Annotated in this window: 20 protein-coding genes and 1 other annotated feature; of the genes, 7 read left to right on the top strand and 13 right to left on the bottom strand. The window is 45.2% G+C overall.

Annotation, left to right across the window (positions count from 1 at the left end; genetic code table 11):
* Positions 1 to 25 precede the first annotated feature (25 nt).
* A complete protein-coding gene (gene metG, locus XPG1_RS10145) occupies positions 26 to 2,053 on the bottom strand; it encodes a methionine--tRNA ligase (protein ID WP_045958975.1) in 2,028 nt (675 codons plus the stop codon).
* A 179-nt stretch (positions 2,054 to 2,232) separates the two neighbouring features.
* Between metG and apbC the strand changes: the two genes are divergently transcribed.
* From apbC to asmA, 4 genes are all read left to right on the top strand, one after another.
* Complete coding sequence (apbC, locus tag XPG1_RS10140) at positions 2,233 to 3,345, top strand: iron-sulfur cluster carrier protein ApbC (RefSeq protein WP_045958974.1); 1,113 nt, start codon at positions 2,233 to 2,235, stop codon at positions 3,343 to 3,345.
* Positions 3,346 to 3,683: 338 nt separating this feature from the next.
* The gene (gene udk, locus XPG1_RS10130; protein ID WP_045958972.1) at positions 3,684 to 4,325 is read left to right on the top strand and encodes a uridine kinase; all 642 of its coding nucleotides are present in this window, start codon (positions 3,684 to 3,686) and stop codon (positions 4,323 to 4,325) included.
* 48 nt (positions 4,326 to 4,373) lie between these two features.
* Complete coding sequence (gene dcd, locus XPG1_RS10125; RefSeq protein WP_045958971.1) at positions 4,374 to 4,955, top strand: dCTP deaminase; 582 nt, start codon at positions 4,374 to 4,376, stop codon at positions 4,953 to 4,955.
* A gap of 64 nt (positions 4,956 to 5,019) precedes the next feature.
* Positions 5,020 to 6,879: an outer membrane assembly protein AsmA gene (gene asmA / locus XPG1_RS10120; RefSeq protein ID WP_045958970.1), complete on the top strand. Its 1,860-nt coding sequence runs from the start codon at positions 5,020 to 5,022 to the stop codon at positions 6,877 to 6,879.
* Between the two features lie 92 nt (positions 6,880 to 6,971).
* Here the strand turns inward: asmA and XPG1_RS10115 are convergent, their stop codons facing one another.
* Positions 6,972 to 8,552 (bottom strand): TerC family protein, encoded by a 1,581-nt coding sequence (locus XPG1_RS10115; RefSeq protein ID WP_045958969.1) that lies wholly within the window; start codon positions 8,550 to 8,552, stop codon positions 6,972 to 6,974.
* 279 nt (positions 8,553 to 8,831) lie between these two features.
* Here XPG1_RS10115 and gnd point away from each other — a divergent pair, with 279 nt between their 5' ends.
* Positions 8,832 to 10,238, top strand: coding sequence for an NADP-dependent phosphogluconate dehydrogenase (gene gnd, locus XPG1_RS10110; protein ID WP_045958968.1), 1,407 nt, complete (start codon positions 8,832 to 8,834; stop codon positions 10,236 to 10,238).
* 94 nt (positions 10,239 to 10,332) lie between these two features.
* Here gnd and XPG1_RS18700 read toward each other — a convergent pair whose 3' ends face one another.
* Both XPG1_RS18700 and XPG1_RS10105 read right to left on the bottom strand, forming a co-directional pair.
* A complete protein-coding gene (locus XPG1_RS18700; RefSeq protein ID WP_173425872.1) occupies positions 10,333 to 10,476 on the bottom strand; it encodes a hypothetical protein in 144 nt (47 codons plus the stop codon).
* Between the two features lie 70 nt (positions 10,477 to 10,546).
* Entirely contained in the window at positions 10,547 to 11,056 is a 510-nt protein-coding gene (locus XPG1_RS10105) for a YbaK/prolyl-tRNA synthetase associated domain-containing protein (protein WP_045958967.1), read from the bottom strand.
* A gap of 151 nt (positions 11,057 to 11,207) precedes the next feature.
* Between XPG1_RS10105 and yiaY the strand changes: the two genes are divergently transcribed.
* A complete protein-coding gene (yiaY, locus tag XPG1_RS10100; RefSeq protein ID WP_045958966.1) occupies positions 11,208 to 12,359 on the top strand; it encodes an L-threonine dehydrogenase in 1,152 nt (383 codons plus the stop codon).
* Between the two features lie 127 nt (positions 12,360 to 12,486).
* Here yiaY and hisIE read toward each other — a convergent pair whose 3' ends face one another.
* From hisIE to hisL, 9 genes are all read right to left on the bottom strand, one after another.
* On the bottom strand, positions 12,487 to 13,122 hold the full coding sequence (gene hisIE / locus XPG1_RS10095; RefSeq protein WP_045958965.1) for a bifunctional phosphoribosyl-AMP cyclohydrolase/phosphoribosyl-ATP diphosphatase HisIE: 636 nt from the start codon (positions 13,120 to 13,122) through the stop codon (positions 12,487 to 12,489).
* Positions 13,116 to 13,892, bottom strand: coding sequence for an imidazole glycerol phosphate synthase subunit HisF (hisF, locus tag XPG1_RS10090; protein WP_045958964.1), 777 nt, complete (start codon positions 13,890 to 13,892; stop codon positions 13,116 to 13,118). The genes hisIE and hisF overlap by 7 nt, the downstream gene beginning before the upstream one ends.
* Positions 13,874 to 14,611 carry a 1-(5-phosphoribosyl)-5-[(5-phosphoribosylamino)methylideneamino]imidazole-4-carboxamide isomerase gene (gene hisA / locus XPG1_RS10085; RefSeq protein ID WP_045958963.1) on the bottom strand — a complete coding sequence of 246 codons (738 nt, stop codon included), beginning with the start codon at positions 14,609 to 14,611 and terminating at the stop codon, positions 13,874 to 13,876. Before hisA ends, hisF begins: the two co-directional genes overlap by 19 nt.
* 4 nt (positions 14,612 to 14,615) lie before the next feature.
* A complete protein-coding gene (hisH, locus tag XPG1_RS10080; protein ID WP_045958962.1) occupies positions 14,616 to 15,206 on the bottom strand; it encodes an imidazole glycerol phosphate synthase subunit HisH in 591 nt (196 codons plus the stop codon).
* Between the two features lie 23 nt (positions 15,207 to 15,229).
* A complete protein-coding gene (gene hisB / locus XPG1_RS10075) occupies positions 15,230 to 16,297 on the bottom strand; it encodes a bifunctional histidinol-phosphatase/imidazoleglycerol-phosphate dehydratase HisB (RefSeq protein WP_045958961.1) in 1,068 nt (355 codons plus the stop codon).
* Positions 16,294 to 17,412 (bottom strand): histidinol-phosphate transaminase, encoded by a 1,119-nt coding sequence (hisC, locus tag XPG1_RS10070; RefSeq protein ID WP_045958960.1) that lies wholly within the window; start codon positions 17,410 to 17,412, stop codon positions 16,294 to 16,296. The genes hisB and hisC overlap by 4 nt, the downstream gene beginning before the upstream one ends.
* Entirely contained in the window at positions 17,409 to 18,743 is a 1,335-nt protein-coding gene (gene hisD / locus XPG1_RS10065) for a histidinol dehydrogenase (protein ID WP_045958959.1), read from the bottom strand. Before hisD ends, hisC begins: the two co-directional genes overlap by 4 nt.
* Before the next feature lie 5 nt (positions 18,744 to 18,748).
* Positions 18,749 to 19,648 carry an ATP phosphoribosyltransferase gene (hisG, locus tag XPG1_RS10060; RefSeq protein WP_045958958.1) on the bottom strand — a complete coding sequence of 300 codons (900 nt, stop codon included), beginning with the start codon at positions 19,646 to 19,648 and terminating at the stop codon, positions 18,749 to 18,751.
* Positions 19,649 to 19,705: 57 nt separating this feature from the next.
* Positions 19,706 to 19,828, bottom strand: a sequence feature (His leader region).
* The gene (gene hisL / locus XPG1_RS18460) at positions 19,804 to 19,851 is read right to left on the bottom strand and encodes a his operon leader peptide (protein WP_152552705.1); all 48 of its coding nucleotides are present in this window, start codon (positions 19,849 to 19,851) and stop codon (positions 19,804 to 19,806) included. Its footprint overlaps the feature before it by 25 nt.
* A gap of 317 nt (positions 19,852 to 20,168) precedes the next feature.
* Between hisL and XPG1_RS10055 the strand changes: the two genes are divergently transcribed.
* Positions 20,169 to 21,032 (top strand): NAD-dependent epimerase/dehydratase family protein, encoded by an 864-nt coding sequence (locus tag XPG1_RS10055; RefSeq protein ID WP_045960662.1) that lies wholly within the window; start codon positions 20,169 to 20,171, stop codon positions 21,030 to 21,032.
* The last annotated feature ends 54 nt before the right edge of the window (positions 21,033 to 21,086 follow it).

Here is a 21,086-nt window from a genome sequence, read left to right as displayed (position 1 = left end):
AAATATTTTAGAATATGTGCAGGTGTTATTTAACCTGCATACCCGGTTGCGCACCGCTATCCGGGCTTAACAGAAAAATATCTTTGCCACCGGGACCGGCTGCCATCACCATCCCTTCGGAAAGACCAAAACGCATCTTGCGTGGCGCAAGGTTGGCAACCATGACGGTCAGACGATTTTCCAGTGCCTTGGGATCAGGATAAGCGGCACGGATCCCAGAGAAAACTTGGCGAACTTCACCACCCAGATCAAGTGTCAGTTTCAGCAACTTATCTGAACCTTCCACAACCTCCGCCTGTTTGATCAATGCGATCCGCAAGTCAACTTTAGCAAAATCATCAAATGCGATGGTGTCTTGAATAGGATCATCAGCCAATGGGCCTGTCACGGTTTTTTGTGGCTCGATGCTCTCTTTTGAGTCGGCAATCATGGCTTCAATTTTCGCTATCTCAATACGGTTGAACAGTGCTTTGAATGGTGAAACTTTGTGGTCCAACAGCGGTTGCTGAATGCCATCCCAAGTCAGTTCTGTATTCAGGAAGGCTTCAGCTCGGGCAGTCAGACCAGGGAGGACCGGTTTCAGATACGTCATCAATACGCGGAACAGGTTAATGCCCATTGAGCAGATAGCCTGCAGATCCGCGTCGCGGCCTTCTTGTTTCGCCACAACCCACGGTGCTTGTTCATCAACGTAGCGGTTGGCAAGATCGGCCAGTGCCATCATTTCACGAATAGCCTTGCCGAATTCACGGTTGGTAAAGTCTTCCGCGATAACCTGTGCTGCATCGACAAATTTCTGGTACAACGCGGGATCAGCGAGTTGCCCGGCCAGTTTGCCATCAAAACGCTTATTAATGAAGCCCGCGTTGCGTGAAGCCAGATTCACCACTTTGTTAACAATATCGCTATTGACACGCTGAACAAAATCTTCCAGATTCAGATCGATATCATCAATACGAGAAGAGAGTTTCGCCGCATAATAATAACGCAGGCAATCTGCATCCAGGTGTTTCAGATAGGTGTCAGCCTTGATAAAGGTGCCACGGGATTTGGACATCTTGGTGCCATTCACCGTGATATAACCGTGGACAAATAAGTTGGTTGGTTTACGGTAGTGACTTCCTTCCAGCATCGCTGGCCAGAACAGGCTGTGGAAATAAACGATATCTTTACCAATGAAATGATAGAGATCAGCTTTAGAATCTTTCGCCCAGAATTCATCGAAGCTCAGGTCACCACGTTTATCACACAGGTTCTGGAATGACCCCATATAGCCAATGGGGGCATCCAGCCAGACGTAAAAATATTTACCCGGTTCATCTGGAATTTCAAAACCAAAATAAGGCGCATCACGGGTGATATCCCACTGTTGCAGACCAGATTCGAACCACTCCTGCATTTTATTGGCGACTTGTTCTTGCAACGTGCCGGAACGTGTCCATTTTTGTAGCATATCGCTGAAAGCAGGTAGATCGAAGAAAAAATGTTTTGTATCCCGCAGTTGTGGTGTTGCACCAGACACGACGGAGCGCGGATTCACCAGTTCTGTTGGGGAATAGGTGGTTCCACAAACTTCACAATTATCGCCATATTGATCTTCTGCCTTACATTTCGGGCAGGTGCCTTTGACGAAACGGTCTGGCAGGAACATGCCTTTTTCTGGATCATACAATTGAGAAATCGTCCGGTTTTTAATGTAACCGTTCTGTTTCAGCTTCTGATAAATTTCAGATGCCAGCGCGCTGTTTTCTTCGCTGTGCGTAGAGTGGTAATTATCGTAACTAATGGCAAATCCGGCAAAATCCTGCTGATGCTCTAGGTTCACCTTGGCAATCATTTCTTCTGGCGAGACCCCGCTTTGTTGGGCTTTCAGCATGATTGGTGTACCGTGGGCATCATCGGCACAGACAAAATGAACCTCTTTGCCGCGCATTCGATGATAACGAACCCAAATATCAGCCTGAATGTGTTCCAGAATATGACCGAGATGAATGGGACCGTTAGCATAAGGTAACGCACAGGTCACCAATAATTTGTTCGCGACTTGAGACATAGTAAGGATCTGACTTCCGTAAAATTAAAAGGGTTTTTGATGTTACCTGATCAAGAGCGCTGCCGCTAGGGTAACGCGAGATTTCATCACTTTTACTTGTTGCCTTATCCGAGCCGTGGGCTTCTGTTATGATGGCGAAACAGTTTTAGGTTGAAAAAGATAACGTAAAAGGAGCCGGGATGAACTCACAATCCCCCGAGCAGACCAATCCTGACCTGCTGAAAGAACAAGTTGCGAACATAGTCGCAACGTTTAAACATCCGACATTAGAGCAAGATCTGATCGCCCTGAAAGCCTTGCACCACTGCGCCATGTTGGATGGGATACTGTATATTGAATTCACCATGCCGTTTGTCTGGAAACGTGCGTTTGAAATATTGAAGAAAGACCTAACCCCACCGCTGCTATCTGCAACGGGAGCAAAGGCCATTGAATGGCGATTAAGCCACGATATCAGCACATTGCGCCGTGCCAATAACTTACCTGGCGTTAATGGGGTGCGCAATATTCTGGCTGTCAGTTCAGGAAAAGGCGGGGTGGGAAAATCCAGTACCGCGGTGAATCTGGCGTTGGCACTGGCACAAGAGGGCGCAAGGGTGGGAATTCTCGATGCCGATATTTATGGTCCATCCATCCCCAGTATGCTTGGTACAGCCAAAGAGCGTCCGACTTCTCCTGATGGTCAGCATATGGCGCCCATTATGGTACATGGCATGGCAACGAACTCCATTGGTTATCTGGTGACGGATGATAACGCGATGGTATGGCGTGGCCCGATGGCAAGTAAGGCCTTGATGCAGATGTTGCAGGATACGCTGTGGCCGGATCTGGATTATCTGGTGATAGATATGCCGCCAGGAACAGGTGATATTCAATTAACGTTGTCCCAAAATATTCCGGTGACTGGGGCGTTGGTGATCACAACACCCCAGGACATTGCACTGATTGATGCGATGAAAGGCATCGTTATGTTCCAGAAGGTGAATGTGCCGGTGTTGGGCATTATTGAAAACATGAGCACCCATATTTGTCGCCACTGTGGTCATCATGAGCCCATTTTTGGTACGGGTGGGGCGGAAAAACTGGCAGAAAAATACGATTGCCAGTTATTGGGAAAAATACCGTTACATATTTCATTACGTGAGGATCTTGATCGAGGAGAACCCACGGTAATTTGTCGGCGTGACAGTGAATTTGCCGATATTTACCGTGATATTGCGGCCAATATTTCTGCGAAAATGTATTGGCGAGGCGAAAAGATCCCGACGGAAATCGCTTTCCGCGCCGTTTGATTTGAGTCATAACGCCCACATTGGGCAGCAATGTAAAACAAATTCAGTGTGGTTTCTTCGTTGATATCAACGGCGGCTTCTGGTTTGACGCTGGAAGCCGCACCTAAAATTATGCTATTTGATGCAGGAAACCCGTATTGGTGTGGTTTAAACATGATTTTTCTATTTCTAAGCGTGACATTGCAGCATTTTTATGCGAAACGTATTGAAAAAAACGCGTCTGATCTTGTTTACGCTGGAATAGAAGTCATTAACTCCCTATAATCCGCCAAACGTGGTACTAACGAATACCATGTTTCTACTTTATTTTTTTCTTTTTTAACCAGGTTATTTCTATTATGGCTGATGAAGCACATAAGTGTACAATTGTCGGTATTTCAGGCGCCTCTGCCTCAGGCAAAAGCATGATTGCCAACACGCTTTATCGAGAATTACGGGCTCAGGTTGGTGATCACAATATCGGTGTTATTCCAGAAGATTGCTATTATAAAGATCAAACCCATACGCCGATGGAAGAACGTTATAAAGTTAACTATGATCACCCAAGTTCAATGGATCACAATTTGCTGTTTGAGCATCTCCAGGCATTGAAAGCCGGAAAGTCCATCGAATTGCCGCAGTATGATTACGTTCAGCACACCCGCAAACCCGAATCCATTCATTTTCAACCAAAAAGAGTTATTATCCTCGAAGGTATTCTACTATTAACGGATAAGCGCTTACGTCAAGAACTGGATTTCTCTATTTTTGTCGATACACCACTGGATATCTGTTTGATGCGCCGCATTAAACGCGATGTGAATGAACGTGGACGTTCACTAGATTCCGTCATAGAACAGTACAAAAAAACGGTACGCCCGATGTTCCTGCAATTCATCGAGCCATCAAAACAATATGCCGATATTATTGTTCCTCGTGGTGGGAAAAACCGCGTAGCCATTGATATCTTAAAAGCCAAGATTGGCCAATTTTACGAATAATCTGTTATTCAGATAGTTATCAGTATCATCGTATTTGAGAGGAAAATAATGCGACTCTGTGACCGTGACATTATTAAATGGCTGGATGAAGGTAAGCTGGTCATTACCCCGCGTCCCCCTGTTGAACGTATTAATGGGGCAACGGCTGATGTATGCCTGGGGAATCAGTTTCGCGTTTTTCGTGGTTATACTGCGGCCTATATTGATTTGAGTGGCCCTAAGGCTGAAGTCAATGCGGCACTTGACCGCGTTATGAGCGATGAAATTACGTTGCAGGATGGCGAAGCATTTTTCCTTCATCCGGGGGAATTGGCTTTGGCGGTAACGCTGGAATCTGTCACACTGCCTGATAATTTAGTCGGCTGGTTGGATGGACGTTCATCTCTGGCACGTCTTGGCCTCATGGTTCATGTGACTGCACATCGAATTGATCCCGGTTGGCAGGGGCAAATTGTTTTGGAGTTCTACAATTCAGGTAAACTGCCATTGGCTTTACGTCCCGGCATGGTGATAGGGGCATTAAGCTTTGAACCGCTTTCAGGTTCTGCTGAACGGCCTTATAACCGACGTCAGGATGCTAAATATAAAAATCAGCAGGGAGCCGTAGGCAGCCGAATCAGTGAGGATTAATCTTTTCTGATAACGCTTTCTGGTGGAAAAATAGTCTTCTTGTGGACATGGGGCTGGGGAAGTCATGAAAAGGTTGTTGACGACACTCATTATTTTGTTGGTAGTCATTGTGACTGGCTTAATTGTTTTGGTTATGCTGGTTAATCCTAATGATTTTCGTGGTTACATCGTCAAACAGGTACAAAAAAAGAGTGGCTATCAGCTCGTCTTGCGGGATGACTTACGTTGGCACGTTTGGCCAAAGTTGAGCATTTTAACAGGCGAAGTCTCTTTAACTGCCGAGAATGCTAAGATGCCGGCGATTGTGGCAGAAAACATGCGTCTAGATGTCGCGTTACTGCCACTGTTGTCTCACCAGCTTTCAGTGAACGAGGTGATGTTGAAAGGTGCTGTATTGCGGCTGACGCCGGATAGTCAACCGCAAAAACGGTCAGCGGCGCCAATCGCACCGGTAAGCGATATCCATGATTCAATGATAACGGGAAGCCAGGCCTGGAAACTGGATATTGCCAGAATCAGGGTAGAGGATAGTTTGCTGATCTGGCAATCCGATGAACATTCTCAATTAAATGTCCGTGACATCAATTTATCACTGGAACGCAGTGATCCGGATCACGTCGACCTTAGCCTGCGCAGTAAAATCAATAAAAATCAGCAAGAACTGTCATTTGAACTTAATTCGTCAGTCGATATTTCTGATTATCCACATCAGTTATCCGCTGATATTAATGCTTTTGAATACCAGTTACAGGGGATCGGGTTACCCTCCACAGGTATCCGAGGAAAGGGAAGCGCGATACTGAAATACCAGGCTTCACCTGAATCTGTTGCGCTGCAAAAAGTGGCCTTGACGCTGAATGATGAGAACGAGATTAAAGGCGATATTACGGCAATCTTGCGAGATAAGCCGCAATACCTTATCAATTTTCATGCGTCAAAGTTCGATTTGGATAATCTATCGGGGTGGAGAGCATTATCGAAAAAAACACCACCGGAAAAACACGATTATCTTGTTGAACATCATTCATTAAAACCCGTGATTGCGAGATCTGTCTCGCCGTTGTCTCGCTATGATCTGACCTTTCTGCAAGGATTTAATGGTGATATCTCATTCATAGCAGATAAATTTATTTATCAAGGGATGGATATTGATCATTTTACGCTGAAAGCGACCAATAACAGTGGGATGGCCGAGATCACTCAATTCGGTGGTAATGTGTTTGGTGGGCATTTTGCACTGCCTACTTCAATTGATGCGACGGCTGTGCCTGCAAAATTGCATACAAAACCGTTTTTGCAAAAGATAGAGGCCAAACCCTTGTTAACCGCGTTGGCATTACCATCAATATTCAGTGGTCAGCTTTATGTTGATGGGGATCTTGTGGGAGAAGGTTATGATGAATATGCGATTTCGCATTATTGGCAAGGTGATTTGAATATTGACCTGAAACAGGCTCGTTTGGAAGGGCTGAATATTCCCCAGCTGATTCAACAAACGGTTGCACGGGCAACGGATCAAGTTAGCCCGCCGACGAATACACAGGATGTTACCGAAGCGAACCGAATGTTGATGAAGGCACAATTAGATCGCGGAAAGGTTCAAATCAGTGAACTTGCAGCGATGTCATCGGTGTTCAATATTAAAGGACAAGGAAAAGCAGATTTACTGCAACAGAACGCTGATGTTTCATTATGGGTGCAATTGATTCATGGATGGGGTAAGCAGAACGAATTAGTACGTCGTCTGGCGCAATTACAAATCCCGCTACGAGTTTATGGTGACTGGAATAATTTGCAATATAAGCTGAATGTAGAATCTATGTTGCGTGATGAGTTACGGCAGAAAGCCGAGAAATCGATCAAAGATTGGCTTGAAAATAACAGGGATAATGAAGTGCTGAAAGGGCTAATGAATCAAAAATAGGTCAATCCCCTAAACATAAAACCAAACGGATAGAAATAGAAAAACCGGTGTTATACCGGTTTTTTTAGTTGGCGTGGTTGTCGAATAGCGGGTTATATTTCCGTTTCTTCTTCCACTTTCAGTGAGGTAATTTTCACCTTATTGATACGGTGGCTGGTGATTTCCAGCGCTTCAAACAGATAGTCGCCAATCTTCAATTGTTCACCCTGCTGTGGAATATGTTGTAAATGTTCCATTAGCAAGCCTGCCAGCGTTTGATATTCTCGCTTTTCGTCCAATGGCAGTGGTACATAAAGCACGAGATCTTCCAGTGGCATAAACCCATTGGCAATCCAATACCCTTCTTCCATCATCTGAATATCATGGCGAGCATCGATCTCTCCGCTACCGACAGGAAGATTGCCAGTAATAGTTTCAACAACATCTGTGACTGTCACCACACCTTCAACAGAACCAAACTCGTCCACGACAAAGGCAAAGTGTGTTTGCGCCTGACGAAACTGTTCCAGCGCTTGTAACAATGAGAGGGATTCCGGGAAAATCAACGGTTGTTGGACTAATTTCCGTAAATCAAACGTTTTGTGAGTCAGTTGTTGATTAAGGATATCAATCACATGGACAACGCCAAGCGGTTCATCATTGACCTGTTCGTCTGTGACGACAATTCGGGTGTGTGGTTTTTGTTCCAACAACGTCGTCAATTTTTCGGTAGGCGCATGGACATCAAGATAAACCACATCATGGCGTGAAGTCATGATGCTACTGACAGTTCGTTGTGCCATACCGAGAACGCGGGCGATCATCTGGCGCTCTTGAGGCTCAAAGACCTCTTTGTGCTCTGTATGATCTGCAATCAGGCTGGAGGTGTGGTTATCAAGCACCGCGTTTTCACGTTTACCATTTAAAATGTGAAGCACTGCTTCTGCAGTTCTTGCACGTAGGGAGCGGGAAGAACTCAAAAACTTGCGCCGATTGAACTGAGCAAACTGATTCAGTGCTTCAATCATGATGGAGAAGCCGATGGCGGCATAGAGATAACCTTTCGGAATGTGATAACCGAAGCCTTCTGCAACCAGGCTGAAACCGATCATCAGTAAGAAGCTGAGACATAAGATCACAATTGTAGGATGTGCATTGACAAATTTTGTCAGAGGCTTGCTAGCCCAGATCATCAGGATCATGGCGATGATAACAGCCGCAACCATGATGCCAATGTGTTCAACCATTCCCACTGCGGTGATAACAGAATCCAGAGAAAACACGGCATCTAAGACAATAATTTGTACAACAACCGCCCAAAAGCCTGCGCTTTTGCGCTGCTGGTTAGTGTGCAGATTTTTTCCTTCCAACCGTTCATTTAATTCCATTGTCGCCTTGAACAGTAAGAAGATACCCCCGATCAACATAATTAAATCACGGACGCTGAAGGGATGTTCCCATAAAGTGACTAAGGGGGTGGTCAGGGAAATAAGCCAAGATAAGCTAAATAGTAGCAATACCCTCATAATAAGGGCGCAGGAAAGCCCTGTTAGGCGAGCTTTGTCTCTCTCTTTTTCAGGAAGTTTATCTGCCAGAATGGCAATGAATATTAAGTTGTCTATTCCGAGAACAATTTCTAAAACGATAAGTGTGGCCAGACCTGCCCATATCGTCGGATCAGCGATCCATTCCATACAATTTGTTTTACCTTTTATGAGGACGGCATGTGCCGACCATTAAATAATGGGTATTACAGTGTTAAATATCAATAGGTGATTTATCTCAGATGGGAATTTTTTCAGCAAAAAAGCATTCCGACGATATCGATTGCATCAATAACTACCCTCGATGACCGTTCCTGAGTTAACATGTGACTTCATTAACATTGCCTGCTCTGTATTGTTGCATACGGCATATGACATTGCGTACTGCATCTTGAGTGGGTAGCAGTCATTATTAGACGGGAGTTATTCATGTCCAAACAACAGATCGGTGTTGTCGGTATGGCGGTAATGGGGCGTAACCTGGCGTTGAATATTGAAAGCCGGGGTTACTCTGTATCTATTTTTAACCGCTCCAGCGATAAAACTGATGAAGTTATTGCTGAAAATCCAGGGAAAAAATTAGTTCCGAGTTATTCCATTGAAGAGTTTGTCGATTCGCTGGAAAAACCACGTCGTATTCTGTTGATGGTTAAGGCGGGTGAAGCGACGGATAAAACCATTGCTTCACTGACGCCACATTTGGATAAGGGTGACATTCTGATCGATGGTGGCAACACCTATTTTCAGGATACTATCCGCCGTAATCGCGAGTTATCTGCTCAGGGCTTTAACTTTATTGGCACCGGTGTTTCTGGTGGTGAAGAAGGCGCATTGAAAGGCCCTTCAATTATGCCGGGGGGTCAGAAAGACGCCTATGAATTGGTCGCACCGATCCTGAAAGAAATCGCTGCTCAGGTTGATGGTGAGCCTTGTGTGACTTATATCGGAGCCGATGGCGCAGGGCATTATGTGAAGATGGTTCACAATGGTATTGAATATGGTGATATGCAGTTGATTGCGGAAGCCTACTCCTTGCTGAAACATTCATTGAACCTGAGTAATCAAGCATTGGCGGACGTGTTCAGTGATTGGAATCAGGGGGAACTGAGTAGCTATCTGATTGAAATCACCGCTGATATTTTCCTTAAAAAAGATGAAGAAGGGAAATATTTGGTTGACGTAATTCTGGATGAAGCGGCCAACAAAGGAACGGGTAAATGGACTAGCCAAAGTTCGCTGGATCTGGGTGTTCCTGTGACTCTTATCACGGAATCTGTATTTGCCCGCTATATTTCGTCCCTGAAAGATCAGCGCGTAGCGGCCTCTAAGGTACTATCAGGCCCGGAAGTTCAGCCATTTGTCGGCAATCAAGCTGAATTTATTGAGAAAGTTCGCCGTGCTCTGTATTTGGGTAAAATTGTTTCTTATGCACAAGGTTTCCAACAGTTGAAGTCAGCATCAGATGAGTACAATTGGGATCTGAATTATGGCGAAATTGCTAAGATCTTCCGGGCAGGTTGCATTATTCGTGCACAATTCCTGCAAAAAATCACCGATGCATACAATGAAGACGCTGCGATCGCTAACTTACTGTTAGCACCTTATTTCAAACACATTGCCGATGAATACCAGCAAGCTCTGCGTGATGTTGTTTCTTACGGTGTGCAAAATGGTATCCCAACACCCACATTCTCAGCCGCGATTTCTTATTACGACAGCTATCGTTCTGCGGTATTGCCAGCGAATTTGATTCAGGCTCAGCGCGATTATTTTGGTGCGCATACTTACAAGCGTACGGATAAAGAAGGTGTTTTCCACACCGAATGGCTGGTTTAATGATGAGATGTTTTTATAATGTCTAGGCATGCATAAAGTTAAGGTGCTGAATTATCAGCACCTTTTTTATTAAATGAAAGTATTCAACTGAGGATTACCACGTCAGCAGCCGTTGTGCCAATTTCTCCAACCAGTGTGCGATCTCGGCATCATGGAACAAAAGAAAGGCCGCGAGGCAGAGAATAGCAAGACCGAGTATTACCAGAACAGGAATATTATTCATATAATAATCGCTCATTTCCACTTGGTTAAATTATAGCAAAACATAAATTATATTAATTATTTTATAATGATTAATTGAATTTTATTCAATTATCTGTTTTCCGAAACGTTACTAAATCGGGTTTAGCGATGTGGCGGTAATCTTCTGTATTCAAAATAATCGAACGCTCCAGGCTGCCAGCATTAAATGCCAGTTCATCATAACGTTCGAACAATAGCGGATCGGCAATGAGCTTGAGGTCTGGGTGAAAACTAAATGGAGGAATGGCACCAAAAACACAATGGGTCAATTCAGAAACTTCTTTTGGGCTTGCCAAAGATGCCCGACTTCCTCCCACGTGTTTAGCCAGCGTTGCAAGATCAGCTTGTTGATCAGCAGGTAAGACAGCAAGGATATACTGTCGGTATCCGTTCCTTTTCACATGACAAACTAAGCCTTTCGCACCTTGTCCTAGAAGGGTTCCGCGTATTTTTGCCACTTCTTCTGAGCGACCGCCAGTTGCATGTTCCATCACTCGATAGCGGGCATTGTTAGCATCTAATAACGCCGTGAGGCGTTCGAAAATAGTGTCTTTTAGCAAAATATTCTCCTGCATAAATTTAAAGTAAAACTGATACCTGGTTTTTCATTTTACATAGGTAATTTTGATCTCGATCAAAATTACTGAGAAAGATAGGTGTCATATTGTAATTCAATTTACTTATATCAAGATTTGAAATACTTCAGAAAAATCTAAGGAGTTTCAAATGGCAGCATCAACGTTCTTTATTCCGCCGGTGAATAAAATCGGCATGGGGAGCCTGGCTGAAGCCGTGACATTAATAAAAAATTATGGCTACAGGCAGGCTTTGATTGTCACTGACCGCGTACTCAAGGAGATTGGTGTTGTTGGAAAGGTTCAAGCCTTGTTAGCGGATGTTGGCATAAAAAGTGCGATTTATGATGGAACGAATCCAAATCCAACGACAATTAATGTTAAGGAAGGTTTAGACGTTCTGCGTCAGCATGACTGTGATTGTGTTATCTCTTTAGGTGGGGGTTCACCACATGATTGTGCAAAAGGGATTGCGCTGGTGGCAACGAATGACGGGGATATTCGTGATTATGAAGGGGTTGATTGTTCCACTAAACCACAACTTCCTTTAATTGCTATTAATACTACCGCAGGAACGGCTTCTGAAATGACACGCTTCTGTATTATTACGGATGTTGAGCGTCATATCAAAATGGCCATTGTGGATAAAAATGTGACCCCTATTTTGTCGGTCAATGATTCGACGCTGATGGCCGGAATGCCAAAAGGATTGACTGCCGCCACGGGAATGGATGCATTGACTCATGCCATTGAAGCTTATGTCTCTACAGCGGCTAACCCTATCACTGATGCTTGCGCGTTGAAAGCGGTGACCATGATTAGTCGCTATTTGCGCCGTGCCGTTGAAAATGGCAATGATATAGAAGCTCGTGAGAATATGGCTTATGCTCAATTCCTGGCAGGTATGGCATTCAATAATGCGTCTTTGGGATATGTTCACGCGATGGCACACCAGTTAGGGGGATTTTATGATTTGCCGCATGGGGTTTGTAATGCCGTTTTATTGCCTCATGTACAGAAATTCAATGCAAAAGTGTCCGCTGTGCGCCTGAAAGAGATTGCTGCGGCTATGGGGGTTGACGTTCAGGCACTGAATGACGAGGAAGGGGCAGAAGCCTGCATTCAGGCAATCAGCCAATTGGCAAAAGCGGTGAATATTCCGTCAGGTTTGTCTGAATTGAATGTCAAAAAGGAAGATTTGCCAATCCTGTCAACGAATGCATTGAAAGATGCCTGTGGATTTACTAATCCGATTCAGGCTTCACATGAAGAAATTGTTGCGATCTTTAGTGCGGCAATGTAGCGGACAGTCAAGTGATCCCTGCAATTTTGCCATTCTTATGGTGAGATGAGGCAAAGAAGCCACTTCGTTTAAATTTTGATTAACGAAGTGGCTATTATTTTTTAATGATTCTACCCCGCCATGAAAACTAACTCTTGGTTGAGTGCCGCGCCTGCAATTGGCGGATGATATGACGGAGATCGAGATCTTGATCTTGGAGTAAGACCAACAGGTGATAGATTAAATCTGCGGCTTCATTGGTCAACTCTTCTTTATCATTGACTGTCGCTGCTAATGCGGTTTCTACCCCTTCTTCACCGACTTTTTGGGCGATGCGCTTTGTGCCGCTGGCATATAAACGGGCAGTATAGGAGCTGTCTGGTGAAGCATTTTTCCGGCTGGCCAGTAATTGTTCCAATTCGTAGAGAAACCCCCATTCGGTTTGTGCAGATGCAAAGCAGCTTTCCGTACCCTTATGGCAGGTTGGACCAACAGGGTTCACTAAAGCCAGCAAAGTATCGTTATCGCAGTCAGGATAGATTTCTGTCAGATTCAGGAAATGACCGGAGCTTTCGCCTTTTGTCCACAATCGCTGCTTAGTTCGAGAAAAAAAGGTTACCTTGCCAGAAATGAGTGTGATATTCAGTGCTTCTTGATTCATATAGCCCATCATTAACACTGTGCCTGAGATGGCATGTTGGACAATGACGGGCATCAGATTGTCCACTTTTTCCCAATCGAGTTTTTCAATGTCTTGAGGGGTTAATCGTTGTGCTGTCAACATGTTCTAACCTCGACACCTTGTGTAGCAAGATATTGTTTGAGTTCAGTGATATTAATGATCTGTTTGTGGAAAACGGAAGCCGCTAGAGCACCATCCACATTGGCAAGTTGAAAAGCCGCCAGAAAATGTTCTGCTGATCCGGCGCCACCGGAAGCGATCAACGGGACTGAACAGCGATCGCGCACTAATTTTAGCTGAGTCAGATCATAACCCTGACGGACACCATCCTGATTCATCATATTCAGAACAATTTCACCAGCCCCACGTTGTTGCACTTCTGTCACCCACTCTAGTGTTTGCCAGCGGGTTGCGGTAGTGCGATTTTCATCGCCGGTAAACTGGTAAACGTGATAACTTTCGGTTTTCTCATCAAACCAGGTATCAATACCGACAACGACACATTGGACACCGTAACGATCAGCCAGACGATTAATTAAATCCGGATCAGCTAATGCCGGGGAATTAATGGAGATCTTATCTGCGCCAAAAGCCAAGATTTGCCCTGCTGCTTCGACAGTTTTAATGCCCCCGGCCACGCAGAAAGGGATATCGATAACTTCAGCAACTTTGGCTACCCAACTTTTATCGACGACACGGTCATCTGAGGAGGCTGTAATATCATAAAATACCAGCTCATCCGCACCTTCTTGGGCATAGCGTTGCGCGAGGGGAACAATATCACCAATAATTTCATGGTGACGAAACTGTACGCCTTTGACGACTTGTCCATCCCGGACATCCAGGCAGGGGATTATGCGTTTTGCCAACATTGAATCGCCTCCGTTAAGGTGAATTTTTCTTCCAGTAATGCACGCCCGACAATCACCCCCGCGACACCGGATGCCGGCAAAAGAGAAATGTCGGCGAGACGGCCAATACCACCAGAGGCTTGAAACTGGATTTTCTGATATCGTTGGCAGATTTCCTGATACAGTGCAATATTCGATCCGCCTAATGTGCCATCACGAGAAATATCGGTACATAGAACATGTTTCAGCCCAACCGGGAGATAGTGGTCAATCACATCTTCAAGGGTTGCATGGCTGTTTTCCTGCCAACCACTCATAGCGACTTGCTTAACGCCACTTGTATTGATACGGATATCCAGAGCCAGAACTATGGCATTTGCCCCGTATTGCTGGAACCATTGCCTGACTAATTCAGGTTGAGTTACGGCCGTGGAACCGACGACAACTCGGCTTGCGCCAGCTTCAAATAAGGTTTTTACATCCGTCTCGGTGCGAATGCCGCCACCAACCTGAACAGGAACGGTAACGCCGGCCAATAACATTTTTAAAAGTGCAATTTGACGTTGAGTGGGATCTTTGGCACCAGTGAGATCGACTAAATGCAGTAAGCGGGCACCGGCCTGTTCATATTGTTGTAAGCGGGAAAGGGGAAAATGGCCATAATCCCGACGTTGATCATACTGTCCCTGATGCAGACGTACCACATTGCCATCGATTAAATCTAATGCAGGTATAATCATGTGATTACATCTCCAAAAAGTTTTTGAGTAATTGTGCGCCGGCGGCACCTGAACGTTCAGGATGAAATTGCACCCCAAAAAAATTATTTTTTGCAATGGCACTGCTGAAAGTATTGCCATATTCAGTTTGGGCGATTGTATATTCACCAACGGGCAGTGCATAACTATGAACAAAATAGAAACGGGTGTTATCGGCAATGTCACGAAATAGCGGATTATCTGCGTGTGCTTTCACTTGATTCCAACCCATGTGTGGTAATGGCAGTCCTTCAGGCGTCATTTTTTCGACAGCAGCGTCAATGAGTTTCAAGAGAGGAACGTTATTTCCCTCTGCACTGACATTGGCAAGCAATTGCATACCAAGGCAAATACCCAATACGGGTTGGGTAAGTGAATGAATCAGGGGAATTAATTGTCGTTGTTCAAGTTGTTTCATTGCCGCACTGGCAGTACCGACACCCGGTAAAAAGAGTTTATTGGCTGTCCGTATAATCTCTGTCTCTAAGCTCACAATAGGCTTGTAGCCTAACCGACGGATAGCATAGGTAACAGAGGTAAGATTAGCGCAGCCGGTATCCAGAATAACAACATTCATCATAACTTCCTTTATCGCATTGCTTACAAAACACCTTTGGAACTCGGCAAGGTATCGCCTTCTATGCGAATAGCTTGTCGTAATGTCCGACCAAAAACTTTAAACAGGCTTTCTGCCCGATGGTGATCGTTTTTGCCTTTGGTTTTCAGGTGTAAGGTGCATCCCATGGTGTAAGAGAGGGAACGGAAGAAGTGTTCAATCATCTCGGTACTTAAATCACCCACCCGCTGATGTTTAAATTCGGCTTTATATTCAAGATGCGGACGGCCGGAAATATCCAGGGCGCAGCGCGCAAGACACTCATCCATCGGTAGTATGAAGCCGAATCTGGCAATACCCCGTTTATCCCCCAGCGCTTGCTTTAATGCTTCTCCCAGGGCAAGACCGGTATCTTCAACGGTATGATGATCGTCAATATAGAGATCACCCTTGACGTGTATCTTCATGCGAAAGCCGCCGTGGGTCGCGATTTGATCCAGCATATGATCAAAAAAACCGACACCGGTATTGATGCGGCTTTCTCCTTCTCGATCCAGCCAGATTTCAATATCAATAGTGGTTTCTTTGGTTCTTCTTTCAACGTGGGCATGGCGATCAGTGCGGAGCAACTGGGCACAGATAGTTGACCATCCTGATAGTTCTGCGTGATAACGAATCCCTTTGAGTCCCATATTTTGCGCCAATTGCAGATCAGTTTCCCGATCACCGATGACATAACTGTTTTCAGTATCGATGATATTTTCGGCCAGATATTTTTGTACTAATCCGAGTTTAGGTTTACGGCAATGGCAGTGATCTTCTGGTTTGTGTGGGCAGATCAGTATTTCTTCAAAATGAATGCCTTGTGAGGTAAAAATTTGCATCATCAGCGCATGGGGGGGATCAAAATCTGCGTGTGGGAAATGGGATGTTCCTAATCCATCCTGATTGGTGACCATGACGAATTGATAACCCGCTTTTTGCAGGGAGAGTAAAGCGGGGATCACGCCAATCTCAAAAGCCAATTTATCAAGGCGATCAACTTGATAATCACCCGCTGGCTCGGTGATTAAGGTGCCATCGCGGTCAATAAAAAGTATTTTCTGACTCATGGGTTCTCCGTTTCCTTGATAGGTTGAGTTTGATTGGAAAGGGCGTCAATAGCACTGACTAACTGTTCACATTCATTCCGGCTGCCGACGGTAATGCGCAGGCAGTTTTCTAATCCCGGTTGTTGGCTTTGATCGCGTAAAATAATCCCTTGCTTCCACAGTGTCTTGAATACGAATTCTGCATTGATGAATTTCACTAGAATATAGTTGGTTTCGCTTGGAAACACTTTTTCAACTAACGCTAATTGACTGAGCGCTTGCTGGAGATAAGCTCGATTGCAGCTGATCTCTTCCACTCGATTTCTCATGATTTGAATCCCTGTTTCAGTGAGTGCTTGTGCAGCAATATCGGCGATAGGCGTAGCAAGTGGATAAGGTGCAATCACTTTTAGCATTAGCGCGATAATATCGGCAGAAGCCAGCGTAAATCCACAACGCAATCCAGCCAAAGCAAAAGCTTTCGAGAGGGTTCGCAAAATGACTAAGTGGGGATAATCTTTCAGCCAACGCGTGGTAGCATGGTGGGTAACGTGCTGCGGGTAAAATTCGATATAGGCTTCGTCAATAGCAACAATGGCACGGTTGCGAGCTAATTCCAGGATCTGGCGCAATGCAGCAGGGTCAATGGGGTTACCGGTAGGATTGTTGGGGCTACAGATATAGATCAGCTTGACGCAATCCAGGTTATTTTTGATCGCGGCAATATCGGGTTGCCAGTCAGCACAGACAGGGATCTTTTTCTGCGCTATGCCAAAGGTTTCGGCGCTAACGCTGTACATGCCATAAGTGGGGGGGCAAAACAGGACAGCATCGCGCCCTGGCTCGCAAAAAACCCGGATGAGCAACTCGATAGATTCATCTGCGCCACGGCTGACAAGCACTTGCTCAGGTTGCAAACCGGCGTAATCGGCGTAACGTTGAATGACGGTTACAGGTTGGCATTCAGGATAGCGATTAAGCGTATTTTCAGTGAGTTGGAAATGAGGTGCAATGGGATATTCATTTGCATTTAACCAGATATTACCATGACCCCCCAGACGACGGGCAGACATATAAGGAACTAACTTGCGAACGTTTTCTCTTGCCAATGAAGTGATATCAAAAACTGTACTCATGATGATTCCTTTTGTAGTGCTAAGTCTGCGTTATTCAAAGCCGCCATACGTAGCGTCACGGCATTTTTGTGCGCGATAAGCTGTTCTGCCTGTGCCAGTGTTTCGATAGTGGGGGCGAGGTTTCTTAATCCTTGAGGGGTGAGCCGCTGAACGGTCATTCTTTTCAGGAAATCAGCCAGGCCGAGGCTGGAATAAGTTGAAGTATAGCCATAAGTCGGCAGAACGTGATTAGTACCAGAGGCGTAATCGCCCGCAGATTCGGGTGACCAGTCTCCGAGAAAAATGGAACCAGCACTGGTAATTTGCTCAACCAGTTGCTCAGGCTGACGAGTCTGAATGATCAAATGCTCTGGACCATATTGATTGCTGATCGCCACACATTGGGGAAGATCTTCGGTAATAATGATTCGGCTGGCTTGCAGAGCCTGTGCTGCAATCTGCTGGCGTGGCAAAACTGCAAGTTGGGCTTCAATCTCACGGATAACGTGTACAGCCAGATTTTCGTCAGGGGTGACCAATATCACTTGGGAATCGGGGCCATGTTCCGCTTGTGAAAGTAAATCGGCGGCGATGAATAGGGGGTTAGCCTCACTGTCAGCGATAACCAGTACTTCAGACGGGCCGGCGGGCATATCGATTGCAGCACCCTCGCTCAGTTGGCTTACCTGGCGTTTGGCTTCGGTAACCCAGGCGTTACCGGGGCCAAAAATTTTGTCTACTTTGGGTACGGATTCAGTGCCGAATGCCATCGCTGCAATTGCTTGTGCGCCACCAATTTGGAATATCTCGCTGATCCCGCATAGCTGTGCCGCATAAAGTATTTCATCTGTGATAGGAGGAGGGGAACACAGAATGACTTTACGGCAACCTGCAATGTTGGCCGGTGTACCAAGCATTAATACAGTGGAAGGCAGGGGCGCAGAGCCGCCGGGAATATAAAGCCCAACAGAATCGATTGGGCGCGTAATTTGCTGGCAGCGAACGCCCGGGAGTGTTTCAATATCAACCTTTGCTGGTTTTTGTGCCTCATGAAACAGGTGAATATTCTTCATGGCCTGTTGCATAGCCTGCTTGATTTCAGGTATCAGGCGGGCGGCCGCTGTGTTTATTTCCCTAGTGGAAATTTGAATGGCTTCAATCGTCGTTTTGTCAAAGCGTTGGCTGAATGCTTGTAATGCTTGATCACCGTGTGTTTTGACTGTTTCCAGAATCTGTTTAACCGTACTGGAAATCGTATCGGATGCAGTCATTGCCGGGCGTGTCAGCAATCTTTTTTGTTGTTCTGGCGTGCATTCTTGCCAGCGAATGATGGTGTTAAAAGGATTCTTCATCAAGATTACTCCATCATTTTTTCAATGGGCAGCACCAGGATGGAACTGGCACCGAGTGCCTTAAGTTTTTCCATCGTTTCCCAAAACAGTGTTTCGCTGCTGACCATATGTACAGCGACGCGATTTTGTGCGCCTGCCAGCGGCAAAATAGTGGGACGTTCTGCCCCTGGAAGTAGAGCGATAATCTCTTCCAGTTTGTCATGGGTGGCATGTAGCATGATGTATTTGGATTCTCGCGCCTGAATGACCCCCTGAATGCGGAGCATTAATTTGTCGATAAGCTGTTGTTTGGTGTCCGGCATATCTCCACCACGTTGGATCATACAAGCTTTGGAGCGATAAATGACTTCCACTTCTCGCAAGCCATTCGCTTCCAATGTAGCGCCGGTTGACACTAAATCACAGATCGCATCAGCAAGCCCTGCACGGGGCGCAACTTCAACGGAACCATTAAGAAGGCAGGGTTTGAAGCGGATGCCCTTTTGATCTAAATAACGTTTTAATAAATGTGGGTAAGAGGTCGCAATGCGGGAATCTTGCAGACATACTACACTGGTATAATCGACATCAAGCGGAGTTGCCAGCGAAAGACGGCACTCGCCAAAATCGAGGCGGCGTAATGTTAAATAGCGAGGATCTTCTCCTTGCCCCTGACGAGTCAGTCGTTCTTCTTCAAGGACGTTTTCCCCGATAATGCCTAAATCAACAACACCATCCATCACAAGACCCGGGATATCGTCGTCACGGACACGTAGAATATCAATAGGCATATTCTCAGCGAATGCAATCAGGCGTTGTTGCTGCAAATTAATTTTGATACCACAGCGTGCCAGTAATGTTCTGGAATCATCACTCAGGCGGCCTGATTTTTGAATGGCTATACGTAAGCGTGTTTTATCTAACATGTGATGTTTTACCCCCATCTTCGTTTTCAGTCAGTCATTAATTTGTCGAATTCAGCAATAAAAAAACCCCCGGAAAATCTTCCGAGGGTTTTTTATCGCATTCATGCCACCGGAAGACGGGTTAGATGTCTTCCAGCACACAGCAGCCTGAAAGACTAATCAGGATGATGGTGATGATGATGGTTAAATTGAATACGAATCATTGATTAAGCTCTCTGTCTTTTTGATGGTGCGTTCGATGTAACATTCAGTGCTATTTTTATAGACAAAATAACACCCTATTGAATCATGTCGATGTACAATTATCGTTGTGATTAAGAATGAATTGTTTGTTGTTTAACCTATACGATTTTATATGTGAAAAGCAAATTCTTTTTTTAAAAATAGGTTTATTTTGATTTAACTGATTGTTTTAAAACAATATATGCTTTATTGCTATTCAGTAGATATATGCGTAATGTTAGCTAAGGTGACTTAATGGCCTAAGAATTAAAATGCATTGCTTGTGGGGGGGATCATGGTGAAAAAAGTTTCCATTATTGGGTTGGGCTGGTTAGGTATGCCATTAGCACAAGCATTACAACGTGGAGGCATACAGGTAGTCGGTAGTAAAACAACACCAGATGGTGTTGAAGCGGCATGTATGTGTGGCATCGATTGTTATTTATTGAACCTGGCTCCTCAAATTATTTGTGATGCAGATACGCTTGATCAACTGATGTCTGTTGATGTCCTGATTTTAACCTTGCCCGTTCGAGGCGTAGCAGGGGGTGGGGAAGCCTATGTAAAAGCGGTGCAATTAGTTGTTGATACAGCCCTTTCCTATTCAGTGCCAAGAATTATCTTTATGAGTTCAACTTCTGTGTATGGTTCGTCTGTGGGGTATCTCAATGAAGATGAACCTCTGTGCCCTGAAACCGAATCCGCAAAGGCGTTAGTTGTGTTGGAAAACTGGCTGCATCAACTCCCCAATACTTCGGTGGATATCTTACGTTTGGCGGGACTGGTGGGTAATGGACGCCATGCAGGACGTTTTCTTGCCGGGAAAAAGGCTCTTAAGGGAGGTGAGGATGCTGTCAATTTAGTTCATCAAGATGATGTGATTTCTGCCATTAAGCTTCTTATTCAACAGCCGAAAGGCGGGCATCTCTTTAATTTGTGTGCACCAATACACCCGAAAAAAGCGGTATTTTATCCGTTAGCCAGCCGTCAGCTTAATCTGACTCCGCCAGAATTTTTGCAGTCAGACAGTACAATCATTGGAAATAGTATCATTGGAAATAGTACAGAAATTGCAAGCAAAATGGTCGATGGGAGTCGTATTTGTCGGGTGTTAGGGTTTGAGTATCAGTTCCCTGATCCCGGCAGAATGCCAATGGGATAACCGAAAAACCTTTATGTTATTAGGTTGGAGTCTTATCGCATAACATCCTATATT

This window comes from Xenorhabdus poinarii G6, assembly GCF_000968175.1.
GTDB lineage: Bacteria > Pseudomonadota > Gammaproteobacteria > Enterobacterales > Enterobacteriaceae > Xenorhabdus > Xenorhabdus poinarii.
This window is presented reverse-complemented; position numbering and strand designations above follow the sequence as displayed.

Excerpts from the sequence above, each read along its gene's own strand:
- XPG1_RS18700 (WP_173425872.1), bottom strand. The coding sequence starts at position 10,476 with ATGAGCGATTATTATATGAATAATATTCCTGTTCTGGTAATACTCGGT.
- asmA (WP_045958970.1), top strand. The coding sequence starts at position 5,020 with ATGAAAAGGTTGTTGACGACACTCATTATTTTGTTGGTAGTCATTGTG.
- hisA (WP_045958963.1), bottom strand. The coding sequence starts at position 14,611 with ATGATTATACCTGCATTAGATTTAATCGATGGCAATGTGGTACGTCTG.
- hisG (WP_045958958.1), bottom strand. The coding sequence starts at position 19,648 with ATGTTAGATAAAACACGCTTACGTATAGCCATTCAAAAATCAGGCCGC.
- gnd (WP_045958968.1), top strand. The coding sequence starts at position 8,832 with ATGTCCAAACAACAGATCGGTGTTGTCGGTATGGCGGTAATGGGGCGT.
- hisIE (WP_045958965.1), bottom strand. The coding sequence starts at position 13,122 with ATGTTGACAGCACAACGATTAACCCCTCAAGACATTGAAAAACTCGAT.
- hisC (WP_045958960.1), bottom strand. The coding sequence starts at position 17,412 with ATGAGTACAGTTTTTGATATCACTTCATTGGCAAGAGAAAACGTTCGC.
- XPG1_RS10105 (WP_045958967.1), bottom strand. The coding sequence starts at position 11,056 with ATGCAGGAGAATATTTTGCTAAAAGACACTATTTTCGAACGCCTCACG.
- hisF (WP_045958964.1), bottom strand. The coding sequence starts at position 13,892 with ATGTTGGCAAAACGCATAATCCCCTGCCTGGATGTCCGGGATGGACAA.
- yiaY (WP_045958966.1), top strand. The coding sequence starts at position 11,208 with ATGGCAGCATCAACGTTCTTTATTCCGCCGGTGAATAAAATCGGCATG.
- hisB (WP_045958961.1), bottom strand. The coding sequence starts at position 16,297 with ATGAGTCAGAAAATACTTTTTATTGACCGCGATGGCACCTTAATCACC.
- XPG1_RS10115 (WP_045958969.1), bottom strand. The coding sequence starts at position 8,552 with ATGGAATGGATCGCTGATCCGACGATATGGGCAGGTCTGGCCACACTT.
- udk (WP_045958972.1), top strand. The coding sequence starts at position 3,684 with ATGGCTGATGAAGCACATAAGTGTACAATTGTCGGTATTTCAGGCGCC.
- dcd (WP_045958971.1), top strand. The coding sequence starts at position 4,374 with ATGCGACTCTGTGACCGTGACATTATTAAATGGCTGGATGAAGGTAAG.
- hisH (WP_045958962.1), bottom strand. The coding sequence starts at position 15,206 with ATGAATGTTGTTATTCTGGATACCGGCTGCGCTAATCTTACCTCTGTT.
- metG (WP_045958975.1), bottom strand. The coding sequence starts at position 2,053 with ATGTCTCAAGTCGCGAACAAATTATTGGTGACCTGTGCGTTACCTTAT.
- hisD (WP_045958959.1), bottom strand. The coding sequence starts at position 18,743 with ATGAAGAATCCTTTTAACACCATCATTCGCTGGCAAGAATGCACGCCA.
- apbC (WP_045958974.1), top strand. The coding sequence starts at position 2,233 with ATGAACTCACAATCCCCCGAGCAGACCAATCCTGACCTGCTGAAAGAA.